18 protein-coding genes are annotated in these 20,173 nt (G+C 62.9%); 2 read left to right on the top strand and 16 right to left on the bottom strand.

All coding sequences use genetic code 11. From position 1 onward, the window contains the following. Positions 1 to 129 precede the first annotated feature (129 nt). The gene (gene flgK / locus HWE04_RS13135) at positions 130 to 2,472 is read left to right on the top strand and encodes a flagellar hook-associated protein FlgK (RefSeq protein WP_241812661.1); all 2,343 of its coding nucleotides are present in this window, start codon (positions 130 to 132) and stop codon (positions 2,470 to 2,472) included. A gap of 23 nt (positions 2,473 to 2,495) precedes the next feature. Further along, the gene (gene flgL, locus HWE04_RS13130) at positions 2,496 to 3,626 is read left to right on the top strand and encodes a flagellar hook-associated protein FlgL (protein ID WP_241812660.1); all 1,131 of its coding nucleotides are present in this window, start codon (positions 2,496 to 2,498) and stop codon (positions 3,624 to 3,626) included. Positions 3,627 to 3,732: 106 nt separating this feature from the next. Here the strand turns inward: flgL and HWE04_RS13125 are convergent, their stop codons facing one another. The 16 genes from HWE04_RS13125 to fliF form a co-directional block, all read right to left on the bottom strand. Further along, positions 3,733 to 5,136, bottom strand: coding sequence for an efflux transporter outer membrane subunit (locus HWE04_RS13125; protein ID WP_241812659.1), 1,404 nt, complete (start codon positions 5,134 to 5,136; stop codon positions 3,733 to 3,735). A 10-nt stretch (positions 5,137 to 5,146) separates the two neighbouring features. Further along, positions 5,147 to 7,126, bottom strand: coding sequence for a MacB family efflux pump subunit (locus HWE04_RS13120; RefSeq protein ID WP_241812658.1), 1,980 nt, complete (start codon positions 7,124 to 7,126; stop codon positions 5,147 to 5,149). Positions 7,127 to 7,133: 7 nt separating this feature from the next. Then, entirely contained in the window at positions 7,134 to 8,354 is a 1,221-nt protein-coding gene (locus tag HWE04_RS13115; protein WP_241812657.1) for an efflux RND transporter periplasmic adaptor subunit, read from the bottom strand. Between the two features lie 136 nt (positions 8,355 to 8,490). Next, positions 8,491 to 9,294, bottom strand: a complete 804-nt coding sequence (gene fliR, locus HWE04_RS13110; RefSeq protein WP_241812656.1) for a flagellar biosynthetic protein FliR — start codon at positions 9,292 to 9,294, stop codon at positions 8,491 to 8,493. A gap of 38 nt (positions 9,295 to 9,332) precedes the next feature. After that, the gene (gene fliQ, locus HWE04_RS13105) at positions 9,333 to 9,602 is read right to left on the bottom strand and encodes a flagellar biosynthesis protein FliQ (RefSeq protein WP_006462668.1); all 270 of its coding nucleotides are present in this window, start codon (positions 9,600 to 9,602) and stop codon (positions 9,333 to 9,335) included. 19 nt (positions 9,603 to 9,621) lie between these two features. Beyond that, complete coding sequence (gene fliP / locus HWE04_RS13100) at positions 9,622 to 10,419, bottom strand: flagellar type III secretion system pore protein FliP (RefSeq protein WP_006462667.1); 798 nt, start codon at positions 10,417 to 10,419, stop codon at positions 9,622 to 9,624. Next, positions 10,403 to 10,939: a flagellar biosynthetic protein FliO gene (fliO, locus tag HWE04_RS13095; RefSeq protein WP_241812655.1), complete on the bottom strand. Its 537-nt coding sequence runs from the start codon at positions 10,937 to 10,939 to the stop codon at positions 10,403 to 10,405. Before fliO ends, fliP begins: the two co-directional genes overlap by 17 nt. Before the next feature lie 100 nt (positions 10,940 to 11,039). Then, positions 11,040 to 11,495 carry a flagellar motor switch protein FliN gene (gene fliN, locus HWE04_RS13090; protein ID WP_006462664.1) on the bottom strand — a complete coding sequence of 152 codons (456 nt, stop codon included), beginning with the start codon at positions 11,493 to 11,495 and terminating at the stop codon, positions 11,040 to 11,042. Positions 11,496 to 11,497: 2 nt separating this feature from the next. After that, positions 11,498 to 12,502 (bottom strand): flagellar motor switch protein FliM, encoded by a 1,005-nt coding sequence (fliM, locus tag HWE04_RS13085; RefSeq protein WP_241812654.1) that lies wholly within the window; start codon positions 12,500 to 12,502, stop codon positions 11,498 to 11,500. A gap of 29 nt (positions 12,503 to 12,531) precedes the next feature. Continuing rightward, entirely contained in the window at positions 12,532 to 13,047 is a 516-nt protein-coding gene (gene fliL, locus HWE04_RS13080; protein ID WP_241812653.1) for a flagellar basal body-associated protein FliL, read from the bottom strand. A gap of 126 nt (positions 13,048 to 13,173) precedes the next feature. After that, the gene (locus HWE04_RS13075; protein WP_241812652.1) at positions 13,174 to 14,466 is read right to left on the bottom strand and encodes a flagellar hook-length control protein FliK; all 1,293 of its coding nucleotides are present in this window, start codon (positions 14,464 to 14,466) and stop codon (positions 13,174 to 13,176) included. Between the two features lie 93 nt (positions 14,467 to 14,559). After that, positions 14,560 to 15,000 carry a flagellar export protein FliJ gene (gene fliJ / locus HWE04_RS13070; protein WP_077237051.1) on the bottom strand — a complete coding sequence of 147 codons (441 nt, stop codon included), beginning with the start codon at positions 14,998 to 15,000 and terminating at the stop codon, positions 14,560 to 14,562. Between the two features lie 37 nt (positions 15,001 to 15,037). Next, the gene (fliI, locus tag HWE04_RS13065) at positions 15,038 to 16,444 is read right to left on the bottom strand and encodes a flagellar protein export ATPase FliI (RefSeq protein WP_102662968.1); all 1,407 of its coding nucleotides are present in this window, start codon (positions 16,442 to 16,444) and stop codon (positions 15,038 to 15,040) included. Positions 16,445 to 16,482: 38 nt separating this feature from the next. Further along, a complete protein-coding gene (gene fliH / locus HWE04_RS13060) occupies positions 16,483 to 17,184 on the bottom strand; it encodes a flagellar assembly protein FliH (RefSeq protein ID WP_102662967.1) in 702 nt (233 codons plus the stop codon). 62 nt (positions 17,185 to 17,246) lie between these two features. After that, positions 17,247 to 18,242 (bottom strand): flagellar motor switch protein FliG, encoded by a 996-nt coding sequence (gene fliG, locus HWE04_RS13055; protein ID WP_006462657.1) that lies wholly within the window; start codon positions 18,240 to 18,242, stop codon positions 17,247 to 17,249. After that, positions 18,235 to 20,019 carry a flagellar basal-body MS-ring/collar protein FliF gene (fliF, locus tag HWE04_RS13050; RefSeq protein ID WP_006462656.1) on the bottom strand — a complete coding sequence of 595 codons (1,785 nt, stop codon included), beginning with the start codon at positions 20,017 to 20,019 and terminating at the stop codon, positions 18,235 to 18,237. The genes fliG and fliF overlap by 8 nt, the downstream gene beginning before the upstream one ends. Between the last annotated feature and the right edge of the window lie 154 nt (positions 20,020 to 20,173).

The raw sequence follows: 20,173 nt of genomic DNA, 5'->3' as shown, positions 1-20,173 counted from the left end.
GCGATTTCCCGGCGGCAAGCTCATCGGTGCCGGTCGGAAACAAATTCGATCGCAGTCATCTAAAGTTTTGGTCAATCCTGCCGTTGACTTGGTTATTCCGCTAAAAGCTTTCAGGGACGACAACCTAGCATGGCAACTAACATCTTCAGTATCGGGCAATCCGCGTTGCAGGCGGCCATGGCGGCACAGGCCACCACCAGCCACAACATCTCCAACGCCACCACGCCCGGCTACAACCGCCAGGAAGTCGTGCAGAGCTCGGCCGGCGGCATCAACTACGGCTACGGCTTCGTCGGCCAGGGGACCCAGGTCACCGAGATCAAGCGTGTCTACAACGACTTCCTGACCAAGCAGGCACTGGCCTCGCAGACCTCGGCCAGCTCGCTGGATGCGTACTACTCCGAGATCTCGCAGATCAACAACATGGTGGCCGACACCAAGGCTGGCTTGTCGCCGTCCTTGCAGGATTTCTTTGCGGCGATCCAGAACCTGGCCTCCAATCCGAACACCCAGGCCTCGCGCCAGTCGGTACTGTCGCAGGCCTCGACCCTGGTGGCACGGGTGACCAGCATCAACGATCAGCTCTCGGCCAGCAGCGCCAGCGTCAATAGCCAGATCACATCTACCGTCACCACGATCAACTCCTACGCGCAGCAACTGGCGCAGCTCAACAAGGCCATCGTCAATGCCATCGGTACCGGTGGCGGTCAGCAGCCCAACGACTTGCTGGACCAGCGTGACCAGTTGGTGGCCGAGCTCAACAAGTACGTCAAGATCACCACCGTGCCACAGGATACCGGTGCCGTGAGCGTGTTCATTGGTACGGGCCAGGCGCTGGTGACGGGCGAGAACGTGACCCAGCTGGCAGTGACCAATTCACCCACCGACGTATCGCGCCTGCAGATCGGCCAGGTCAACGGTGGCACCACCTCGACCATTCCGGACAGCTTCTTCTACGACGGCGGCAGCCTTGGTGGCCTGCTGAAGTACCGCAGTGAAACCCTGGATCCGACCCAAAACGCGCTGGGCCGTATCGCCATTGCCCTGGGTACCGCCTTCAACCAGCAGCAACAGCTGGGCCTGGACCAGAACGGCAATCCCGGCACCAACATGTTCAATGTCAGCTCGCCCAACCTGATCGGTTATCCGACCAATACCGGCACGACTGACCTGAAGGCGACGATTACCGATCCGTCGGCCTTGAGCACCAGCGACTACACGCTGACCTACGACGGCACCAATTACACCTTCACCCGCCTGTCGGACAATACCAAGACCGTCAAGGCGGCGGGCGATTTCCCGGTGACGCTGGATGGGGTGACCTACTCCAACGGTGCGGCCGCGCCCGGTCCTTACGCACCGGCCATCCCGAACGGCAATATCTACAAGATTCAGCCGACCGCCAATGGCGCAGCCGGGTTCTCGCTGGCACTGAACAACACCCAGCTGCTGGCCACGGCAGCGCCGATCTCGACGTCGATCAACGCCACCAACAACGTCAACGCCAGCACGGGGGCCGCCAATACCGGCAATGCCCTCATCTCCAGCACCTCGCTGGATGGGACCAAGTTCCAGCAGGGTTCGTCGGTGTCGTTCACTGCTTCGATGAGCGCGGCAGTGCCGCCAGTGTTGCAGTTGACGGGCGCCTGGAGCAATGCGACTCCGGTTCCGGACGTGACCTATTCCAATCCGGATGGCACCGGCGGCACCGTCGCCGGCGGCGCGGCATTCCCTTACCAGTCGGGCATGACCATCACCAGCGGTGGCGTGTCCTTCACGCTGACCGGCACGCCCAGCACGTCGGGGGCCGGTGACAAGTTCAACTTCGCGCCGGTCGCGGCCAACAAGGGTACCGCCACCATCAGCACCGGATCGGTCACCCCAGCCTATCTGACCACGACCACGCCGCTGACCAAGCCGACCACGCTGGAGTACGACGCTACCGCCACGCCGCCGAACTTTTCGATTTCTCCGGCGGTTCCGGCCGGTGGCGGTACCATCACCCACAAGGATGGCACCACCACCACCATCGGTGCCGGTGTCACGGTTCTGCCTTACACGGCGGGGGATACCTACGAGATCAGCGGGGTATCGTTCCAGATTTCCGGGCAGCCTTCTGATGGCGACCAGTTCACCATCGCGGCCAATACCAATGCCGCCTCGGACAATCGCAACATGCTGGCCATGGGCAACCTGCAGACGGCCAAGACCATCAACGGCACCAACTTCCAGGGTTCGTACTCGCAGTTGGTGGCCACCATCGGCAACAAGACCAATGAGATCAATGTCACCAACACCGCCGAGAAGGCAAGGCTGACGGCGATCCAGACCCAGCAGCAATCCGAGTCCGGGGTCAACCAGGATGAGGAACTGGCGCAGATGATCCGCAACCAGCAGCAATACCAGGCGGCTGCCAAGATCATCCAGGCCGCCAGCGACATGATCAATGTGCTGCTCACCCTGGGCGGTTGAACAGTTAGATAGAGGAAGACGATATGCGTATTAGCACCCAGATGCTCTATCAGACGAGCAACAACGATCTGACCGCTTTGCAAAGCCAGATCCTCAAGCTGAACCAGCAGGTGACGGCGCAGCAGAAGGTCTTGCTGCCGTCGGACGATCCGGTGGCCGCCGCTCGCGCCCTGGACATGGCCCAGACGTCGGCGCTGAACGATCAGTACAAGACCAATCGGCAGAACGCCAATAGCGCACTGTCGAGCGTGCAGGGTACCCTGGACAGCCTGACCAACATGCTGACCAAGCTGAAGTCCAACGTGATCGCAGCCGGCAATGCCTCCTACTCCAATGCCGAACGCAGCAACATGGCTTCCGAGATCAAGGGCAATCTGAACGAAGTGATGGGCTATGCCAACGCCCAGGACGGCCAGGGCAACTACATCTTCGCCGGCTTCAAGAGCACGACCCAGCCGTTCACCCTGGACGGCAGCGGTGGCGTGACCTACAACGGTGATCAGGGCGCCATCACCCTGCAGGTCGATTCGACCCGCCAGATGGACATCAGCGCGTCCGGACAGGCGATCTTCCAGGGCGGTGGTCAGGATATCTTCAAGACCATGACCAACCTGATCAACACCTTGTCGGTGCCGGTGACCGAGGCAGCCAACAAGGCCGACGAAATCGCAGCCAATAACTTTGCGTATCCTACCGCGGGTCAGTTTCCGATCCAGGACTACAAGACACAACAGGCGACCCTGGATGGCATGAAGCCCGACGATCCGGGCTACCAGGCCCAGTTCACTGCCACGGCCGCCGCCAAGCTCAAGGCCGACGCCGCCGATGCTGCCCGTACGCCGATCCCGGGCAGCCAGGCCGCGCTGAACCGCAACCTGGCCGCGTTCAATACCCAGATCGATTCCATTTCCAGCAGCGTGTCCACTGCCAAGGCCTCCATCGGTGCACGCCAGAATGAACTGGACAATCTCGATGCCGCCGGTGAAGTCAACAAGGAAAACTACACCCAGACCATCAACAATCTGCTGGGCCGCAACCTGTCCGACACCAGCGAGCTCATCAGTGACCTGACGCTCAAGCAGACCTACCTGTCGGCGGCGCAGAAGGTGTTCGTCACCACCAGCGGCCTGACCCTGCTGAACTATCTGAAGTAATTTCTGATGCAGACCGTCTGCTTTCGGCAGCGGTCGCCAGCCAAAAGAAAGGCGAACCCGCGGGTTCGCCTTTTTTGCTTTGGCACTGCGCTTGCTATTGCGCTTGCTACTGCGCTGGCGGCATGGCGGGTGGGGTTGCCCTGGCGTCGCCGCCCAGAGCCTGGTATAGCGTCATCTGGTTCTTGAGCTGGTTCAGCCGCGTCTGGGCCAGTGAAGTCTCGGCGGTACGCCGTTTGTCCTGCTGATCCAGCCAGGCCTGCAAGGTGACCGAACCGGCGCGGTAACGCAGCTCGAACAGTCGCTCGGCGGCCTGCGCCACTTCCAGGTTACGTACCAGCAGGGCTTGCTGGTTGGCATATTGCTGGCGTGCCGCGAGGGCATTTTCGACCTCGCTGAAGGCCGAATACAGGGTCTGACGGAAGTTGGTGACGGCGGTGTCATAGTCGGCCTGCGAGACGCCGACCTTGAGCTTCATCTGCGTCTGCTGCAGGAAGGGCAGGGTCAGTTGGGCGCCCAGCGTGGCCAAGGGATTCTGTACCAGACGCAGCAGGGCGTCACTGCTGGTACCGAGCGTGCCGGTGAGGTTCAGTTGCGGATAGAAGCCCAGTCGTGTGAGGTCGACATTGGCCAGCGAGCCGCGCAGGCGCAGTTCGGCCGCGCGCAGGTCCGGGCGGCGCCCCAGCAGGTCGGCCGGCAGGCCGGCTTCAAGCGCCGGCAGTGGCTGCTCAGGCAGGCTGGGTGGTAGCGTGAAGGCCTGGCCCGGCGGGCTGTCGAAAAGAATCGCCAGGGCGTTGTCGTTTTCCACCCGCTGCCGTATCAGGTCGGTATAGCTGGACTGCTGGCTCAGCAGGTTCTGCTGCGCCGTCAGCACTTCCAGCGAAGAGACGGCGCCGGCACCGTATTGCGTGTTGACCAGTTCCAGCGTCTTGCGGGCGTAAGCTATGCTCTGCTCGGCGGTGCGGATGCGCTGGTTCAGGAAGGCGCCGGTCCAGTAAAGGCTCGCGGTGGTGCCGACCATGGTCAGCGCGGTGGCGGCGCGATCCTGTTCGGTCGCCAGGGCCTCCCAGCGGGCTGCGTCATAGTTGGCGCCCAGGCGGCCCCAGAGATCCACTTCATAAGACAGGGTGATCGAATTCTGGCTTTGGCGCGTGGTCGAGCGGTTGCCGCTCAGGGGCTTGCTGGCGCTGGTGCCGAGCTGGCCACCAAGCGCCGGGACGAAGGCATCGTCCGCCAGTCCGGCCACCAGTTGGGCGCGTCTTACCTTGATGGTGGCGGCAGCCAGATTATTGTTCTTGCGCAGAACTTCATCGATCAGGCGGGTCAGTTCGGCGTCGCCGAAACCTTGCCACCAGCGCTGGGCATCGACCGTGCCGGCCGCAGGCGCCTGTTGCCAGGCCGGCGGCGCCTGGGTCACCGGCGGCGCGTAGGGTGTGCGCGTCAGGGAACTGCAGCCGCCCAGCAGGGCCAGTGCCAGCAGCAGCGGAAGTGGGGAGAGAAGAGGCTTGGACATGGCTATGGAATCATTCGCGTGCAAGGGCATCCACCGGGTTCAGGCGCGCTGCATTGCGCGCCGGCAGGAAGCCGAAGACCACGCCGATCAGGGTGGAGCAGGCAAAGGCGCTGACGATGGAGGCGGTGGAATAGATCATCCGGAAGCTACTGACGAAGTGCGCGAAGATGGCGCCGAAGGATAGTGCCAGCAACACGCCCAGCAGCCCGCCGGCCAGGCAAACCAGCACCGCCTCGATCAGGAACTGCTGCATGATGTCGCTCTGGCGCGCGCCCACCGCCATGCGCACGCCGATCTCGCGGGTGCGCTCGGTGACCGACACCAGCATGATGTTCATCACCCCGATGCCGCCCACCACCAGCGAGATCAGCGCGATCATCGACACCAGCAGGGTGAGGGTGGCAGTGGCCTTTTCGATGGTCTGGCGGATGCTGTCGGTGTTGAAGATGTAGAAGTCCTTGGTCCGGTGACGCAGCGTCATCAGCCGCGTGATGCCTTCCTCGGCGGCGGCGCTGGGGACGTTGTCGCTCACCCGCACGGTGATGCCGCTCAGATAGCGTTGCCCGATCACCCGGCTCATCGCCGTGGTGTAGGGCACCCAGACGTTGAGCGCACTGTTGTTGCCGAACCCGTTCTCGCGCTTTTGCGTTACGCCGATCACGCGGCAGGGCACGCTGCCCAGGAAGATCACTTCGCCCAGGGCATTGCCACCGTTGGGGAAGAGCTTCTTGTAGGTATTGGCATCGATCACCACTTCCTGCGCATAGCGGCGGATGCTCTCGTCGTTGAAGCCCATGCCCTGCGCCATCTTCAGGCCGCGCACGCGGAAATACTGCTCGCCCACGCCGTTGATGGTGGCGGTCACCGAGATGTTGCCGTAGCGCGCCGAGGAGGCCGTGGCCACGCTGGGAGTGACGCTGTCGACGAAGTTCTGCTCGGCCAGGGCGGCGGCATCGGCCGGGGTGAGGGTGCGGATGGCGGCCGACTTCATGTCGCCGAAGTCGGTGCCGGGGAAGATGTCGATGGTATTGGTGCCCATGGCACTGATGTCGGAGAGGATCTGCTCGCGCGAGCCACTGCCCAGTGCCACCACCGAGACCACCGAGGCAATGCCGATGATGATGCCCAGCATGGTCAGGAAGCTGCGCAGGCGGTGAGCGTTCATGGCCAGCAGTGACATGCGCAGCGCCTCGCCCAGACGGTCCAGCGTGGCGCGCCAGGGGCTGGCCTGCTGCTGGCGGTCGCTGCGTTGGCGGGAGGGGTTGCCGCTGCCCGTGGGGGTGGTGGCATCGGTCCCGGCCGGCAGATTGCGGCGGTCGGCGATGATCACGCCATCCTTGATCTCGATGATGCGCTGGGCATTGCTGGCCACCTGCATATCGTGGGTGACGATGATGATGGTGTGGCCTTCGGCATGCAGTTCCTTGAGGATGTTCATCACCTCGTGACCGCTGTGGCTGTCCAGGGCGCCGGTGGGTTCGTCGGCGAGGATGACGTCGCCGCCATTCATCAAGGCGCGCGCGATGGACACGCGCTGCTGCTGACCACCCGACAATTGCCCCGGCTTGTGGTGGCTGCGTTCGGCCAGGCCCAGGCGGGCGAGCAGTTGTGCGGCACGCTGGCGTCGTTGCGCCGGGTCCAGACCGGCATAGACCGAGGGCACTTCAACGTTGGAGGTGGCGTCCAGGTCCGAGAGCAGGTGGTAGCGCTGGAAGATGAAGCCGAAATGTTCGCGACGCAATTGCGCCAGTTCGTCGGCATCGAGCTTGCCGGTCTCGCGCCCGGCCACCAGGTAGCTGCCGGCACTGGGCTTGTCCAGGCAGCCGAGGATGTTCATCAGGGTCGACTTGCCGGAGCCGGAGGCGCCGACGATGGCCACCAGCTCGCCGGCCTCGATGTCGAGGTTGACGTCATTGAGCACGGTGATGCTGTCGTCACCGGCCGGGAAATCGCGGCGCAGGCCGCGCAGCTGCAGCAGGGCTGTGGTCATGGCGGCCTTACATGCGCGGCGGCGGACCGCGGCGTTCGCTGCTGTTGCTGCTGTCGGTGGCGCCGGCCACGGCGGTGCCGGTCACGACACGCTCACCGGCCTTCAGGCCCTCGGTGATCTGTACCTGGGCATTGGTGTTGATGCCGATCTTGACGCGCCGATCATGCGCCAGGCCCTGTTCATCGAGTACGCGCACGAGGTAGCTGCCCTGGGCATCCTTCTCGCCCAGTGCGGTCGAGGGTACCAGCACGGCGTTCTTGGCTTCGGACAGGACGATGTTGACCTGGGTGGTCATGGAGATGCGCAACTTGCCTTCGGGATTGGGCACGTCCAGCAAGCCGTTGTAGTAGATCGCCGTGGACGTGGCGCTGGAGCTGCTGGTGCTCAGACTGCTGGCGGAGGTCTCGTCCTGCAGGATGGAGTCCGGTGCCGGCTCGATGGCACGCAGGGTGGTGCGGTAGCGGTGATCGGGGTCGCCCAGGATGGTGAAGTAGACCGGCAGGCCCGGCTTGACGCGGACCACGTCGGCTTCGGAGATCTGCGCCTTGACGGTGACCGTATCCATGCGCGCCACCTTGATGATGGTCGGCGTGGACTGGTTGGCGTTCACGGTCTGTCCTTCCTGCGCCACGATGGCCACCACTTCGCCGTCGATGGGGGCGGTGATGCGGGTATAGCCCAGGTTGACGCGGGCATTGTCCACCTTGATGGCGCCATCCCTGATCTGCGCCTGCAGGCCGGTGATGTCGGCGCGGGTGGCATTGAGGGTGGCTTCGGCGGTCTCGAAGTTCTCGCGCGAACTGGCGTCACCGGCCAGCATCGTCTTCTGGCGCTCGTAGGCCAGTTGCGCCTGCTTCAGGGTGGCTTCCTTGGAGCGCAACTGGGCCTGCAGGTTTTGTAGCGTGAATTCGCTGCTGGCCAGGGTATTGGCCTGGGTCATGGAATCGATCTCGGCGACCAGCTGGCCCTTCTTGACGCGCTCGCCCAGCACCACCTTGAGCGATTTGATCTGGCCCGAGACCTGGGCACCCACGCTGACCTGCTTGTAGGCCTTGACGGTGCCGCTGGCCAGTACTACGTCCTGGATATCGGCCACGGTGGCAGTGGCGCTCAGGTAGGTGGGCGGTGGCGGCGGTGTGAGCATGCGATGGACGACGTAGCCGCCCACGAGCAGGACGGCGAGTGCCAGGACGATGATCTTGGGACGGCGAAGGGAGGCAATATTCATGCGAAAAATGGGCGCGCTGTAGTCAGTACCGGATAGCCGCCAGTGTGTCGCAAGGCGGGCTGCCGGATCGTCAGAAGAAGTAAATGTGGAGCCATCGCGCGCTGGCGATCACCCCGCTCGAAGCAAACTTGCCTGCTCACGGTTTTGGCAATGCATTGACCGGCGGCACACTACCCAGCAGGCGCACCATCTCGATGCCATCCGAGAGAAAACGTTGCAGGGGGGTGAGCATGTAGGGCAGGGCAAAGGCGATCAGGATGAAACCGGACAGCATGGTAATCGAAAAACCGATCCCGAACAGGTTCAATTGAGGCGCGGCGCGGGTCAGGATGCCTAGCGCGAAGTTGGTGATCAGCAGGGCGATCAGCAGCGGCAGCGACAATTGCACTCCCATGCTGAACACCTTGGCACCCCAAAGGACAAGCTGGTGGAAGCCCTCGGTGGTGATCGGCTGGCCGGTGATGGGCAGGGTGTGGAAGCTTTCGGCCATCACCTGCAGCAACAGCAGGTGGCCGTTCAGGCTCAGGAAGACCATGGTGGCCAGCAGTGACAGGACCTGGCTGATGACGGCCGTGCGGCCCTGGCTTTGCGGATCGAAGAAGGCGGCAAAGGACAGGCCCATGGTGGAACTGGTCAGTTCGCCGGCCGCTTCGACGGCGGCAAACACCACCCGCATGGCAAGGCCCATGGACAGGCCGATCAGCAACTGCTGCAGCAGGATCAGGAGGCCGGTCATCGACATCGGGTCGATCGCCGGTGGCACCGGCACGTCCGGTGCCAGCACCGCGCCGATGGCGATACCCAGCAGGACCTTCACCAGCATCGGCACGCTGGCGCTGCCGAAAGGCGGTGCAATGGACAGCAGCCCGAGGATGCGGGTGGTCGGCCAGATGAACATGGCGACCCAGGCGTAGAGTTGCTGGCTGGAGAAGGTGAGCATGAATCAGGAGTTGCCGGACACGCGGTCCTGCAAGCGCGCTACTGGACCATGGCGGGAATGCCGGTGAGCATGTTGTGCATGTAGTCCATGATGATGCTCAGCATCCAGGGACCGGCGATGATCATGGCCAGGAACACGCCCACCAGCTTGGGAATGAAGGCCAGGGTCTGTTCGTTGATCTGGGTGGCGGCCTGGAAGATGCTCACCAGCAGCCCGATGGCCAGTGCCGTGAGCAGCATCGGCGCGGCGATCAGGAGGGTGACTTCGATGGCCTGGCGGCCCATGGTCATGACGGTTTCGGGAGTCATTGTCGGTCCTCGCCGGCGGCTAGTAGAAACTCTGGGCCAGAGACCCGATCAACAACTGCCATCCATCCACCAGCACGAACAGCATCAGCTTGAAGGGCAACGAGACGATGGCCGGCGACATCATCATCATGCCCATCGACATCAGGATACTGGCCACCACCATGTCGATGATGAGGAAGGGGATGAAGATGGCAAAACCGATCTGGAAGGCCGTCTTCAATTCGCTGGTGACGAAGGCCGGCACCAGCAGGCGCAGCGGCACGTCTTCCGGTCCCTGCAGGGCCGGGCCGCGCGAGAGCTTGACGTACAGCGCCAGGTCGGACTGGCGGGTCTGCTTGAGCATGAATTCCTTGAGCGGGGCAGCACCCTTGTCGAGCGCCTCCATCATCTGGATCCGGTTTTCCGCGAAGGGCTGGTAGGCCTCGGTGTAGATACGGTCGAACACCGGGCTCATGACGAAGAAGGTCAGGAACAGCGACAGGCCGATCAGCACCTGGGTGGGTGGCGTCGATTGCGTGCCCAGCGCCTGGCGCAGCAGCGACAGCACGATCACGATGCGCGTGAAGCAGGTCATCATCAGCAACGCCGCCGGAATGAACGACAGCGAAGTGAGCAACAGCATGGTCTGGATCGGCAGCGAATAATTCGTGCCACCGCCCGGCGCGGGCATGCTGTTCAATGCGGGGATGCCTTGCTGGGCCGAGGCGGCCAGCGGCAGGCAGATCAGTGCCAGCCACCAGTAGCGGCTGCGCAGCAGCGTGGCCGCGCGCGCGGCCAGGATACGGAGGAGGCCTTGCGGCTTAGCTTGTGCTGCCATCATTACCCGGGCGGCTGCCGTTGCCGGCGCCGCCATTTCGTTTGTCCATGGTGTGCTTGAGCCAGGTGGCGAAGGCCGGTGCACTGGCCTGGCTGCTTTGCTGTGCCGTCAGTTCCTGGCGCGGCAGGGTGGCCAGGGCGTTCACGCGTCCCGGCGCCACGCCGACCACGATCCACTGTTCGCCGACTTCGATGACCATCACGCGTTCGCGGCTCCCCACGGAGACACCACCGACTACCTTGGCGGCGGCATTACCGCTCAGGTTTTGGCTCAGTCCGAAGCGTTTCAGGAGCCAGGCAATGCCTGCCATCACAGCCAGGACTGCCACCAGGCCGAAGAGCATCGTGAAGATGCTGCCACCGGACGAGGGCAGGGCGCTGCCGGTGACGGCAGGGATGGTGGCAGCAGGAGCGCTTGCGACGGGAGCGGTGCTGGTCGCAGTGGCAGCGGCGGGGGCGTTGTCAGCCCAGGCCTGGGCGCAGGCGACAAGCGTGCCACCGATGAGAAGCCGGGCGGACACAAGGCCCACCCGGTGCTGATGCAATCTGCCCGACGAGCGTGTGGCAGGTGAGGCGGGGGATGCAGCGGAAATGCGTTTCATCAAACTCAAGCCGTCCTGCCTAGCGGTTGAGCTTGCGGATGCGTTCGGCGGGCGTGATGATGTCGGTCAGGCGGATACCGAACTTGTCGTTCACCACCACCACTTCGCCCTGGGCGATCAGGCAGCCGTTGACCAGCACGTCCATCGGTTCGCCGGCCATGCCGTCCAGTTCCACCACCGAGCCCTGTGCCAGTTGCAGCAGGTTCTTGATGGCGATCTTGGTGCGACCCAGTTCCACGGTCAACTGCACCGGGATATCGAGGATGAAGTCGATATCGTTGGGGGTGTTGGTCTTGATGTCCTGGGCACTCAGGTCCTTGAAGACGGTGGCGGCAGCCGGTGCGGCCGTGATGCCCTTCTCGTCTTCCATCTGACCTTTTTTCTGTTCTTCTTCGGCCTGGGTCTGCTCGGCCATGGCCGCGCCCCACGGATCGTCTTCCGCCGCGCCAGCGCCTGCTACGTTCTCATCAGCCATTACTAATCTCCTTGAAAGCTTTCCGGTGTTTCTTGATGGGTGATGGACAGCAGTTTTTCCACGCGCAAGGCGTATTGACCATTGAACTGGCCATAGCTGCATTCCATCACCGGCACGCCATCGACCTGCGCCTCGACGGTCTCGTTGGTCTGCAGCGGGATCACGTCACCCACCTGCATGTTGAGCAGGTCGGTAAAGTTGACGCGGGCGGTGCCAAAATTGACGATCAGTTCGACTTCGGCGGTCTGGATCTGCTGCTTCATCAGGCGGATCCAGCGCTTGTCGACTTCCAGTGCCTCACCCTGCATGCTGCTGGTGAGGCGGTCACGCACCGGCTCGATCATCGAGTAGGGCGTGCAGATATGAATTTCGCCCGACACCGGCCCCAGTTCAACGGTGAAGGTGGTGGAAACCACCACTTCGTTGGGGGTGGCGATGTTGGCGAACTGGGTGTTCATTTCCGATCGGATGAACTCGAACTCGATCGGATAGATCGGTTCCCACGACTTGGCGTAGGTCTCGAAGGTGATCTCCAGCACGCGCATGATGATGCGTTGCTCGGTGGGCGTGAATTCGCGACCTTCGATGCGGGTATGGAAGCGGCCATCGCCACCGAACATGTTGTCCACCAGCATGAACACGAACTGCGGGTCGAACACCACCAGACCGATGCCCCGGAAGGGCTTGATGTGGACCAGGTTCAGGTTGGTCGGCACCACCAGGTTGCGGATGAATTCGCTGTACTTGGACACCTTCACCGGACCGACCGAAATCTCGGCGGTACGGTGGATGAAGTTGAACAAGCCGATGCGGAACAGCCGGGCGAAGCGCTCGTTGATGATTTCGAGCGTGGGCATACGCCCGCGCACGATGCGTTCCTGCGTGGCCAGGTTGTAGGTACGTACCGTACCAGGAGCTTCTTCGACGATCTTTTCTTCGTCTTCGTCTCCCGTCACACCCTTCAAAAGGGCATCGACTTCTTCCTGTGATAGAAAATGCTCGGCCATGGTCGAAAATCTCTGACTGCGATGCGGTGTTACTGCTGTTGGATCACGAACGAGGTGTAGAACACGTCGGTGATCTGCGGACCCTTGCCCTTGCCGGAGAACGGTTCGCCCAGTTGGTCGATGATCTCGTCGGTGAGCTTGCGCTTGCCTTCACTGGTGAGCAGTTCGGAAGCCTTCTTGCTGGACAGTACCATCAGCAGCCGGCTGCGCACTTGGGGCATGTAAAGCTTCAGGGCTTCGGCGGTCTGGCCGTCCGGCACCTGCAGGGTCATCGCCACTTGCAGATACTGGTCGCCGCTTTCCTGCTGCAGGTTGACCACGAAGGGTTCGATGACCACGAAGGTCGGTGCCTTGGCCTCGGTCTTTTCCTCGGCATGCTCCTCGCCTTTTTTGCCCTTGCCACCCATCATGAAGAAGGCGCCGGCACCACCGATGACCAGTACCAGCACGGCACCGATGATGATGAACAGCATCTTCTTGCTGGATTTGGCCGGTGCTGCGTCTGCTTCAGCGCCCTTGGCAGGTGCTTTTCCTTTTGTTGCCATCTACTAGTCCTTTCAGTTCGTCTGCGCACAATGCGAGGATATCTGCTTATCGGCAAGGAAATCCCATTGTTGAGCCCTGCGCGGACGAAATTGCATTTTTTGTAAGCGTGACCGAAGCGGCGTGCCTCAGGCGAAGGTGTCTACCAGGCCCAGGCCGCTGGTGGTGGCGGTCGTGGTGGTGGTGGCGTTGACGGCCAGTTCGCCTTCCTGATCCTTGCCGAAGCTGCCCGAGGCGGATGCAGAGCGGCCCTGCTGCTGGCCGGTGTTGCCCTGCTGCTGATTGGGCATGCCGGTATTGACGGTCGCCTGACCCAGCTGGATGCCAGCCTGGTCCATCATTTCGCGCAGCTTGGGCATGGCCGCTTCCAGCGCCTGCTTCACTTCGGGCTGGGCAGTGATGAAGGTGGCGTCAGCCTGCTGGTTGTGTACGTTCAGCACCACCTGCATGGGGCCCAGGTCGGGCGGATTCAGGCTCAGGGAGGCGCTTTGCATACCGGCGCTGACCATCCACGTGATCTTGCTGCCGACGGCCTGGTCCCAGCCGGCGCTGCCGACATTGGGCTGCACCTTGTCGGTATAGCTGGCGAAGACGGCTTGCGGCTGGCTGGCGGCCAGGGTCTGCTGGATGGCAGGCACGACGATTGGGGCCGGTGTCGTTTGCGGCAGGTCCTGCTTGGCGGTCGCCACGGCTTCGGCGGTGACCTTGCCAGTCTGGGCGCGGGCAGCGGCCAAGGCACTGGCATCTTCCTTGGTAGCCGCCTTGGTGTCGGCGCCTAGGTCCAGGGCCGGCTTGTCGCTCTTGCCATTGTTGGCGCTTTCCTGGCCCAAGGGATTGGCTTCGGTTCCGCTGGCATTGCGGCTCAGGTCGCGGCCTTCCTGTTTCAGCTTGTTGGCAGCCATGGCGTCCTGCAGGCCGGCCAGGTCGATCTTGCCTTGCTTGCCGTCCGCCATCAGGGCTTGCTGGTCGGCCAGTGACAGCGTGGCGCCGCCACGCCTGGATTGGGCCAGCAGATCGGCCTCGGTGTTTTCGCTCTTGCCTTCGCCGACCGGCTTGACGGCGTTCTGGGCGATGTTGGCCACCAGCGCCAGCAGCTCGGCGGAGGCGGCAGTGGTGGTGTCGTCGCTGTCCTCGTCCTTTTCCTTGCTCTGGTCGGCAACGTCCTGCTTTGATTCGGCCTTGGTGGCCGCTGCCTGCTTGGCAGCATCATTCTGTGCAGCCTGGTTGGTCGCGGCCGGTGGCTGCGGAGCTTGCGGCTTGGCTTGCGACTGCTGTTCCTGATTGCGCGAGTTCACCTGGCTGTTGAGCACCTGGTTGAAGGGGGCGTCGGCCGTGAAGCTGTCGGCAGGATTGCCGGAACGCGAACCGGTGGCGGCTTGCGAGCCGGTAATGACGTTCAACAGCGGCAGGGAAGTATTCATGGTGGTGGCCTGTCGGTTACTTGCTACTCGGTGCTCTGCGTGCTCTTTGCGTTGCGGTCGTCGTCGGGTATTGCTTGCCTGTCATCCGTTCGATCAGCGCTTGTAGAAGCTGATGCGTGCGGCGTGCTCATCCATGGACTTCTGGTCGCGCTTGCTTTCCTTGCGCATTTCCTTGTCCCGGGCACGCGTGGCCAGGGTGTCGTAGGACATGCGCTTGCGCTCGCAGGCCTGCCAGGCGGCACGCGCCTCGGCCACGCGTTGCTGGCTGCTGCGCACCACGTCCTGCTGGCCGTCGATGGCGTTGTCGATCTTCTCCAGGAACAACTGGAAGTTCCGATAGGCCAGCGCGGTCAAGCCATTGGTCAGGGTTTCCTGGAAACGGGCCGCGTAGTCGTCGCGGTACTGCTGCAGGATGCCCAGCTTCTGCTGTGCTTCTTCACTCACGCGAATAGCCCGGCCGAGGCGTTTGGTCGCATCGTCGGTCTCTTTGGTCGCCAATTCAATCAGCGTATCAAGTGCGGAGGGAGTAGCCATGATCGCTCCGATTATATTTTTGGCCCTGCCCGCTCAATCACCCGAATAGAGCGGTAAGTTGCCTCAAGCTCTCTGATACATCGGCCTGTTCGTGGATGCCTTGCTGCAAAAAGGCTTCCATTCTTGGCAATAAGGCAATGGCTTCGTCCAGAATGGGGTCGCTGCCGGCCGCGTAGGCGCCCACGCTGATGAGGTCGCGGTTACGCTGGAAGCGTGAGTACAACTGCTTCAAGTGGCGGGAGCGGCGCTGGTGATCGGCATCGGTGATGCTGTGCATGGCACGGCTGATGGATTGCTCGATATCGATGGCCGGGTAATGGCCGGCTTCGGCCAATTGGCGGTTGAGCACGATGTGGCCGTCCAGGATGGCGCGGGCGGCGTCGGCGATGGGGTCCTGCTGGTCATCGCCTTCGGTCAGCACGGTGTAGAAGGCGGTGATGGAGCCGCCACCTTCGTCGCCATTGCCGGCGCGTTCCACCAGTGCCGGCAGCTTGGCGAACACGGAAGGTGGATAGCCCTTGGTGGCAGGCGGCTCGCCGATGGCCAGGGCGATCTCGCGCTGGGCCATGGCATAGCGGGTGAGCGAATCCATGATCAGCAGCACATCCTTGCCCTGGTCGCGGAAATACTCGGCAATCGAGGTGCAATAGGCCGCGCCCTGCAGGCGCATCAGGGGTGGGGTATCGGCGGGAGCGGCCACCACTACCGAGCGCGCCAGGCCTTCCGGTCCCAGGATCTGTTCGATGAATTCCTTGACCTCACGACCACGTTCTCCGATCAGGCCGACCACGATCACGTCGGCGCTGGTGTAGCGCGCCATCATGCCCAGCAGCACGCTCTTGCCCACGCCTGAGCCGGCGAACAGGCCCATGCGCTGGCCACGGCCGACGGTGAGCATGGTGTTGATGGCGCGAATGCCGGTGTCGAGGATGTCGCGGATGGGCGCGCGTCCCAGCGGATTGGCGGCACGTACGCCCAGGGGTGCCGAGCTTTCGGTATGCAGCGGGCCGAGGTTGTCCAGCGGGCGGCCGGCACCATCGAGCACGCGACCCAGCAGTTCGTCGCCGACCGGCAGGCGCCGGCTGTGTTCATCGATGCGGCGCGGGGTAAAGCTGATGGGGCCGGTGCGCGGCGGCGGGCGTACGGGTTCGACGGGGTAGACGCGGGTGCCCGGAACGATGCCTTCGACGTCACTCTGCGGCATCAGGAAGAGGCGATCGTCCTGGAATCCGACGACTTCTGCTTCGATCATGGTGCCATTGGGCAGGGGCACGTTGCAGGGGCTGCCCACGGGCAGCTTCAGTCCGACCGCTTCCATCACCAGCCCGGCGACGCGGGTGATGCGGCCGGCGGTCATGGTCGGCTCAGCCATGGCAACCAGGCTGCGACAGTTGTGCAGATAGGCTTGCCACAGGCTGCTATGGGATGGCATCGGGGAGTTCATGCGGGGCTCCCGTTCAGGTCGGTATCACTTGTAAAACGTCATTCCAGCCAGTCGAGCTGCTTGGACAGTGATTCGCCCAGGCGCTTCCAGCGGGTCTCGGTGGTGGCATCGATCTGGTTGGTGCGGGTTTCGACGCGGCAACCGCCGCGGTCCATCTGGGCATCTTCGTCGATCTTCCAGCCTTGCTGGGCCAGCTCGGCACCCATGTGCTCGCGCACCAGGGCGGCGTCTTCCGGGTGCAGGGTCAGGCTGGCCGGCAGTTGCAGCACCGGCAGGGCGTGGATGGCAGCGCTGACGGTGGGCAGGACCAGCTCCGGGCGTGCGCGCAGGGCGGTCTTGAGCATGGACTTGGCCAGGTCCAGCGCCAGGTCCAGCATTTCGGGGGCCATGCGTTCGCTGCACTGGGAGACTTCGGTGCTGAAGTTGACCGCGATCTGGCGGAAATGCTGGATGACTTCGTTGATTTCCTGCTGACCTTGCTGCAGACCGGCCATGTAGCCTTCCGAGCGCCCCGCCTGCAGGCCGTGCTGGCGACCTTCGGCGAAGCCTTCCTGGCGCGCTGCTTCGCGGATGGCGTCGAGCTGTTCGGCCGTCAGTTGCGGCACCGGCGGCGGTTCTTCGAGGAATTCTTCCTCTACCGGCAGCGGTTCGGGCTCCGGTTCGGGTTCGTCGTGGAAGGACGCCAGCTCCCAGCGCTGGTAAGGCGTCATCTCTTCCTTGGGAATGATCTTTGCACGCATGGCTTCTTTGACTCCTCAGGCCGGCATGCCGACAGCAAACTGCACGATGGGCATCAAGCGCATCAGATGAACGCGTCCTCGCCCTTGGCGCCCAGGACGATCTGGCCTTCGTCGGCCAGGCGACGCACGATCTGCAGGATGGCCTTTTGCTGAGCATCCACTTCGGACAGGCGTACCGGCCCCTTGGATTCCAGGTCTTCCTTCATCATCTCGGCCGCACGTTGCGACATGTTGGCGAAGATCTTGTCGCGCAGGCCTTGCGAGGCACCCTTCAGGGCCACGATCAGCGACTCGGACTGGACTTCGCGCAGCAGCAGCTGGATGCCGCGGCCGTCGATGTCGATGATATTCTCGAAGACGAACATTTCGTCCATGATCTTCTGCGCCATGTCCTCGTCGTAGGAGCGCAGGTTGTTCATCACCGAGGTCTCGTTCTCGCCGGACATGAAGTTGAGGATCTCGGCCGCGGTACGGATACCGCCCATCTGTTGCTTCTTCAGGCTTTCGTTGCCGGTCAGCAGCTTGGTCAGCACATCATTGAGTTCGCGCAACGCAGCCGGCTGCACGCCGTCCAGGGTTGCAATACGAAGGATGACATCGTTGCGCAAACGTTCCGTGAAATTGTTGATGATGCCGCAGGCATGGTCGCGCTCCAGGTGAACCAGGATGGTGGCGATGATCTGCGGGTGCTCGTTGCGGATGAGTTCGGCGACCGACTGGGCGTCCATCCACTTGAGGCTTTCGATACCGGATGCGTCGCGGCCACCCAGGATGCGGTTGAGCAGGGAGGTGGCCTTGTCGTCGCCCAGGGCCTTGGTCAGGACGCTGCGGATGTACTCGTCCGAATCCAGGCCCAGCGAAGAGGCCTGGCCGGTCTCGGCCACGAAGGCTTCCAGCACTTCATTGATTTCCTCGAAGCTGACGTTGCGCAGGGCCGACATGGCCGCGCCCAGCTTCTGGACCTCTTTCGGGCCCAGGTACTTCATGACTTCGGCGGCCTCATCCTCGCCCAGGGCGAGCATGAGGATGGCACCTTTCTGAACGCCGTCGTTACTCATTGTTCACCCATGACTTGATGATGCTTGCCACCAGTTTCGGATCGTTCTTGGCCCACTGCTTGGCGGTTTCGAGGTTGGCCTTGTAGGCCGCGCGTTCGTCGACCTCGGGTTCGCCCGAGAGGTTGACGATGGCATCCGGATCGTCCGGGTCGAAGCCGGCGGCCACGGCGGCAGCGGCTGCGGCGGCTTCGGCCTCGGCCTTTTCCTTGGCCAGGCGTTCGCGCTCTTCGCGGCCGGAGAGCTTCCAGACGATGGGGCGCAGTACGCGGAAGTAGAGGAACAGCAGGACTGCAGCCACCAGCACGTACTTGCCGATTTCCTTGGCCAGCTCGATCATGCCCGGCTGCTTCCAGAGCGGCACTTCCGGTTCCATGTCGGTGCTGAACTGGGTGTTGACCACGTTGAGCGAGTCGCCGCGATCCTTGTTGTAGCCCATGGCTTCACGGACCAGGTCGGTGATCTGGTTGCGTTCGGCTTCGGTCAGCGGACGCATCACGATCTTGCCGGTGTTGTCCATGGTGCGCTTGTAGTTCACCACCACGGCCACCGTCAGGCGACGCACGCCACCCATGGGTTGCTGGGTGTAGCGCACGGTCTTGTCGACCTCGTAGTTGATGGTCTCGTCCTTGCGCGAATTGCCGCTGGCCGTGGGGGTGGGTGCTGCGCCATTGGGCGTGGCGGCGGTACCGTTCTGGTTGGCAGCACCATTGGCAACCGCCGGATTGACGATAGGCGCGGTGGCCGGGGCCGGCGGCTGGTTGGTGAGTGCGCCGGGGACGCCGGAGGTGCCGGAGGTCGCGCTATTGGCTTCGCTGCTCTGTTTGCTGCGAACGGCGGCGGTATCCTTGGTCTGGTTGGGCTTGTAGGCTTCGGAAGCCTGTTCGGTGCGGGAGAAGTCGACATCGGCGGTCGCTTCGGCACGCACGTTGCCATTGCCGACGATGGGCGCGATGATCGACTCGACGCGCTTGACGATGTCCTGCTGCAGGTCCTGGACATACTTCAGCTGCGTCGGGTCCAGGGTATTGGTCTGCGTTTGCTTGGTGGTGTCGGAGAGCAGGTTGCCGTTCTGGTCGACGATGGTGACCGACTTGGGAGACAGTTCAGGGACGCTGCTGGCCACCAGGTGGACGATGGCGCTGACCTGTTGCTGGTCGAGGTAGCGGCCGGGATAGAGGCTCAGCACTACGGAGGCAGTGGGTTTCTGCTGGTCGCGCACGAAGACCGAAGCCTTGGGCAAGGCCAGGTGCACGCGGGCAGTCTGTACCGATGACAGGGATTGTACCGAGCGCGCCAATTCGCCTTCGAGGGCGCGCTGGAAGTTGACCTGTTCCAGGAACTGGGAGATGCCCAGCTTCTGGTTTTCCATCAGTTCGAAGCCGACATTGCCGCCCTTGGGCAGGCCTTGTGCGGCCAGCTTCAGGCGGGCGTCGTGCACCATGTTCTCGGGCACCAGAATGGCCGTGCCGCCCTCGGAATACTTGTAGGGCACGTTCATCTGCTGCAGCGAGGCCACGATGGCGCCGCCGTCGCGGTCATTGAAGTTGGAGAACAGGACGCGATACTCGACCTTCTGGCTCCACAGCCAGATACCGGCCATCAGCGCCAGGGTGGCAGCTGCGGCGATGATGAGCAGGATGCGTTTGCCTTGCGGCGAGCGGGCATAGCCAACCATGCCACCCTGGGCGGGTTGCCCCTGGGGCATGCCCTCAGCGTTGCTGATGTCGCCCGTGGTATTGGTTTCGCCGGTCATCGTGCCGTCGGCTGCTACCGCCATGATTTCCCCTCTGGCGTCCCCGCGATTGCCAGCTTGATAAAGACTTTATTCACTGCCTACCTTTGTGAGGTTTTTTGCTCAGTGTGGATTGTCCGTTGGAAGCGGGAATTTGATCGCCCGAACAGAATGGCAAATTCCCCGCTTATTAGTGCGA

Origin of the sequence: Herbaspirillum sp. C7C2 (assembly GCF_022627865.1) — a bacterium.
Lineage (GTDB): Bacteria > Pseudomonadota > Gammaproteobacteria > Burkholderiales > Burkholderiaceae_D > Herbaspirillum > Herbaspirillum frisingense.
This window is presented reverse-complemented; position numbering and strand designations above follow the sequence as displayed.

Coding starts and splice junctions, on each gene's coding strand:
- flgK (WP_241812661.1), top strand. CDS start 130: ATGGCAACTAACATCTTCAGTATCGGGCAATCCGCGTTGCAGGCGGCC.
- fliP (WP_006462667.1), bottom strand. CDS start 10,419: ATGGCAGCACAAGCTAAGCCGCAAGGCCTCCTCCGTATCCTGGCCGCG.
- HWE04_RS13075 (WP_241812652.1), bottom strand. CDS start 14,466: ATGAATACTTCCCTGCCGCTGTTGAACGTCATTACCGGCTCGCAAGCC.
- fliJ (WP_077237051.1), bottom strand. CDS start 15,000: ATGGCTACTCCCTCCGCACTTGATACGCTGATTGAATTGGCGACCAAA.
- fliI (WP_102662968.1), bottom strand. CDS start 16,444: ATGAACTCCCCGATGCCATCCCATAGCAGCCTGTGGCAAGCCTATCTG.
- HWE04_RS13115 (WP_241812657.1), bottom strand. CDS start 8,354: ATGAATATTGCCTCCCTTCGCCGTCCCAAGATCATCGTCCTGGCACTC.
- HWE04_RS13120 (WP_241812658.1), bottom strand. CDS start 7,126: ATGACCACAGCCCTGCTGCAGCTGCGCGGCCTGCGCCGCGATTTCCCG.
- flgL (WP_241812660.1), top strand. CDS start 2,496: ATGCGTATTAGCACCCAGATGCTCTATCAGACGAGCAACAACGATCTG.
- fliR (WP_241812656.1), bottom strand. CDS start 9,294: ATGCTCACCTTCTCCAGCCAGCAACTCTACGCCTGGGTCGCCATGTTC.
- HWE04_RS13125 (WP_241812659.1), bottom strand. CDS start 5,136: ATGTCCAAGCCTCTTCTCTCCCCACTTCCGCTGCTGCTGGCACTGGCC.
- fliM (WP_241812654.1), bottom strand. CDS start 12,502: ATGGCCGAGCATTTTCTATCACAGGAAGAAGTCGATGCCCTTTTGAAG.
- fliH (WP_102662967.1), bottom strand. CDS start 17,184: ATGCGTGCAAAGATCATTCCCAAGGAAGAGATGACGCCTTACCAGCGC.
- fliQ (WP_006462668.1), bottom strand. CDS start 9,602: ATGACTCCCGAAACCGTCATGACCATGGGCCGCCAGGCCATCGAAGTC.
- fliN (WP_006462664.1), bottom strand. CDS start 11,495: ATGGCTGATGAGAACGTAGCAGGCGCTGGCGCGGCGGAAGACGATCCG.
- fliL (WP_241812653.1), bottom strand. CDS start 13,047: ATGGCAACAAAAGGAAAAGCACCTGCCAAGGGCGCTGAAGCAGACGCA.
- fliG (WP_006462657.1), bottom strand. CDS start 18,242: ATGAGTAACGACGGCGTTCAGAAAGGTGCCATCCTCATGCTCGCCCTG.
- fliF (WP_006462656.1), bottom strand. CDS start 20,019: ATGGCGGTAGCAGCCGACGGCACGATGACCGGCGAAACCAATACCACG.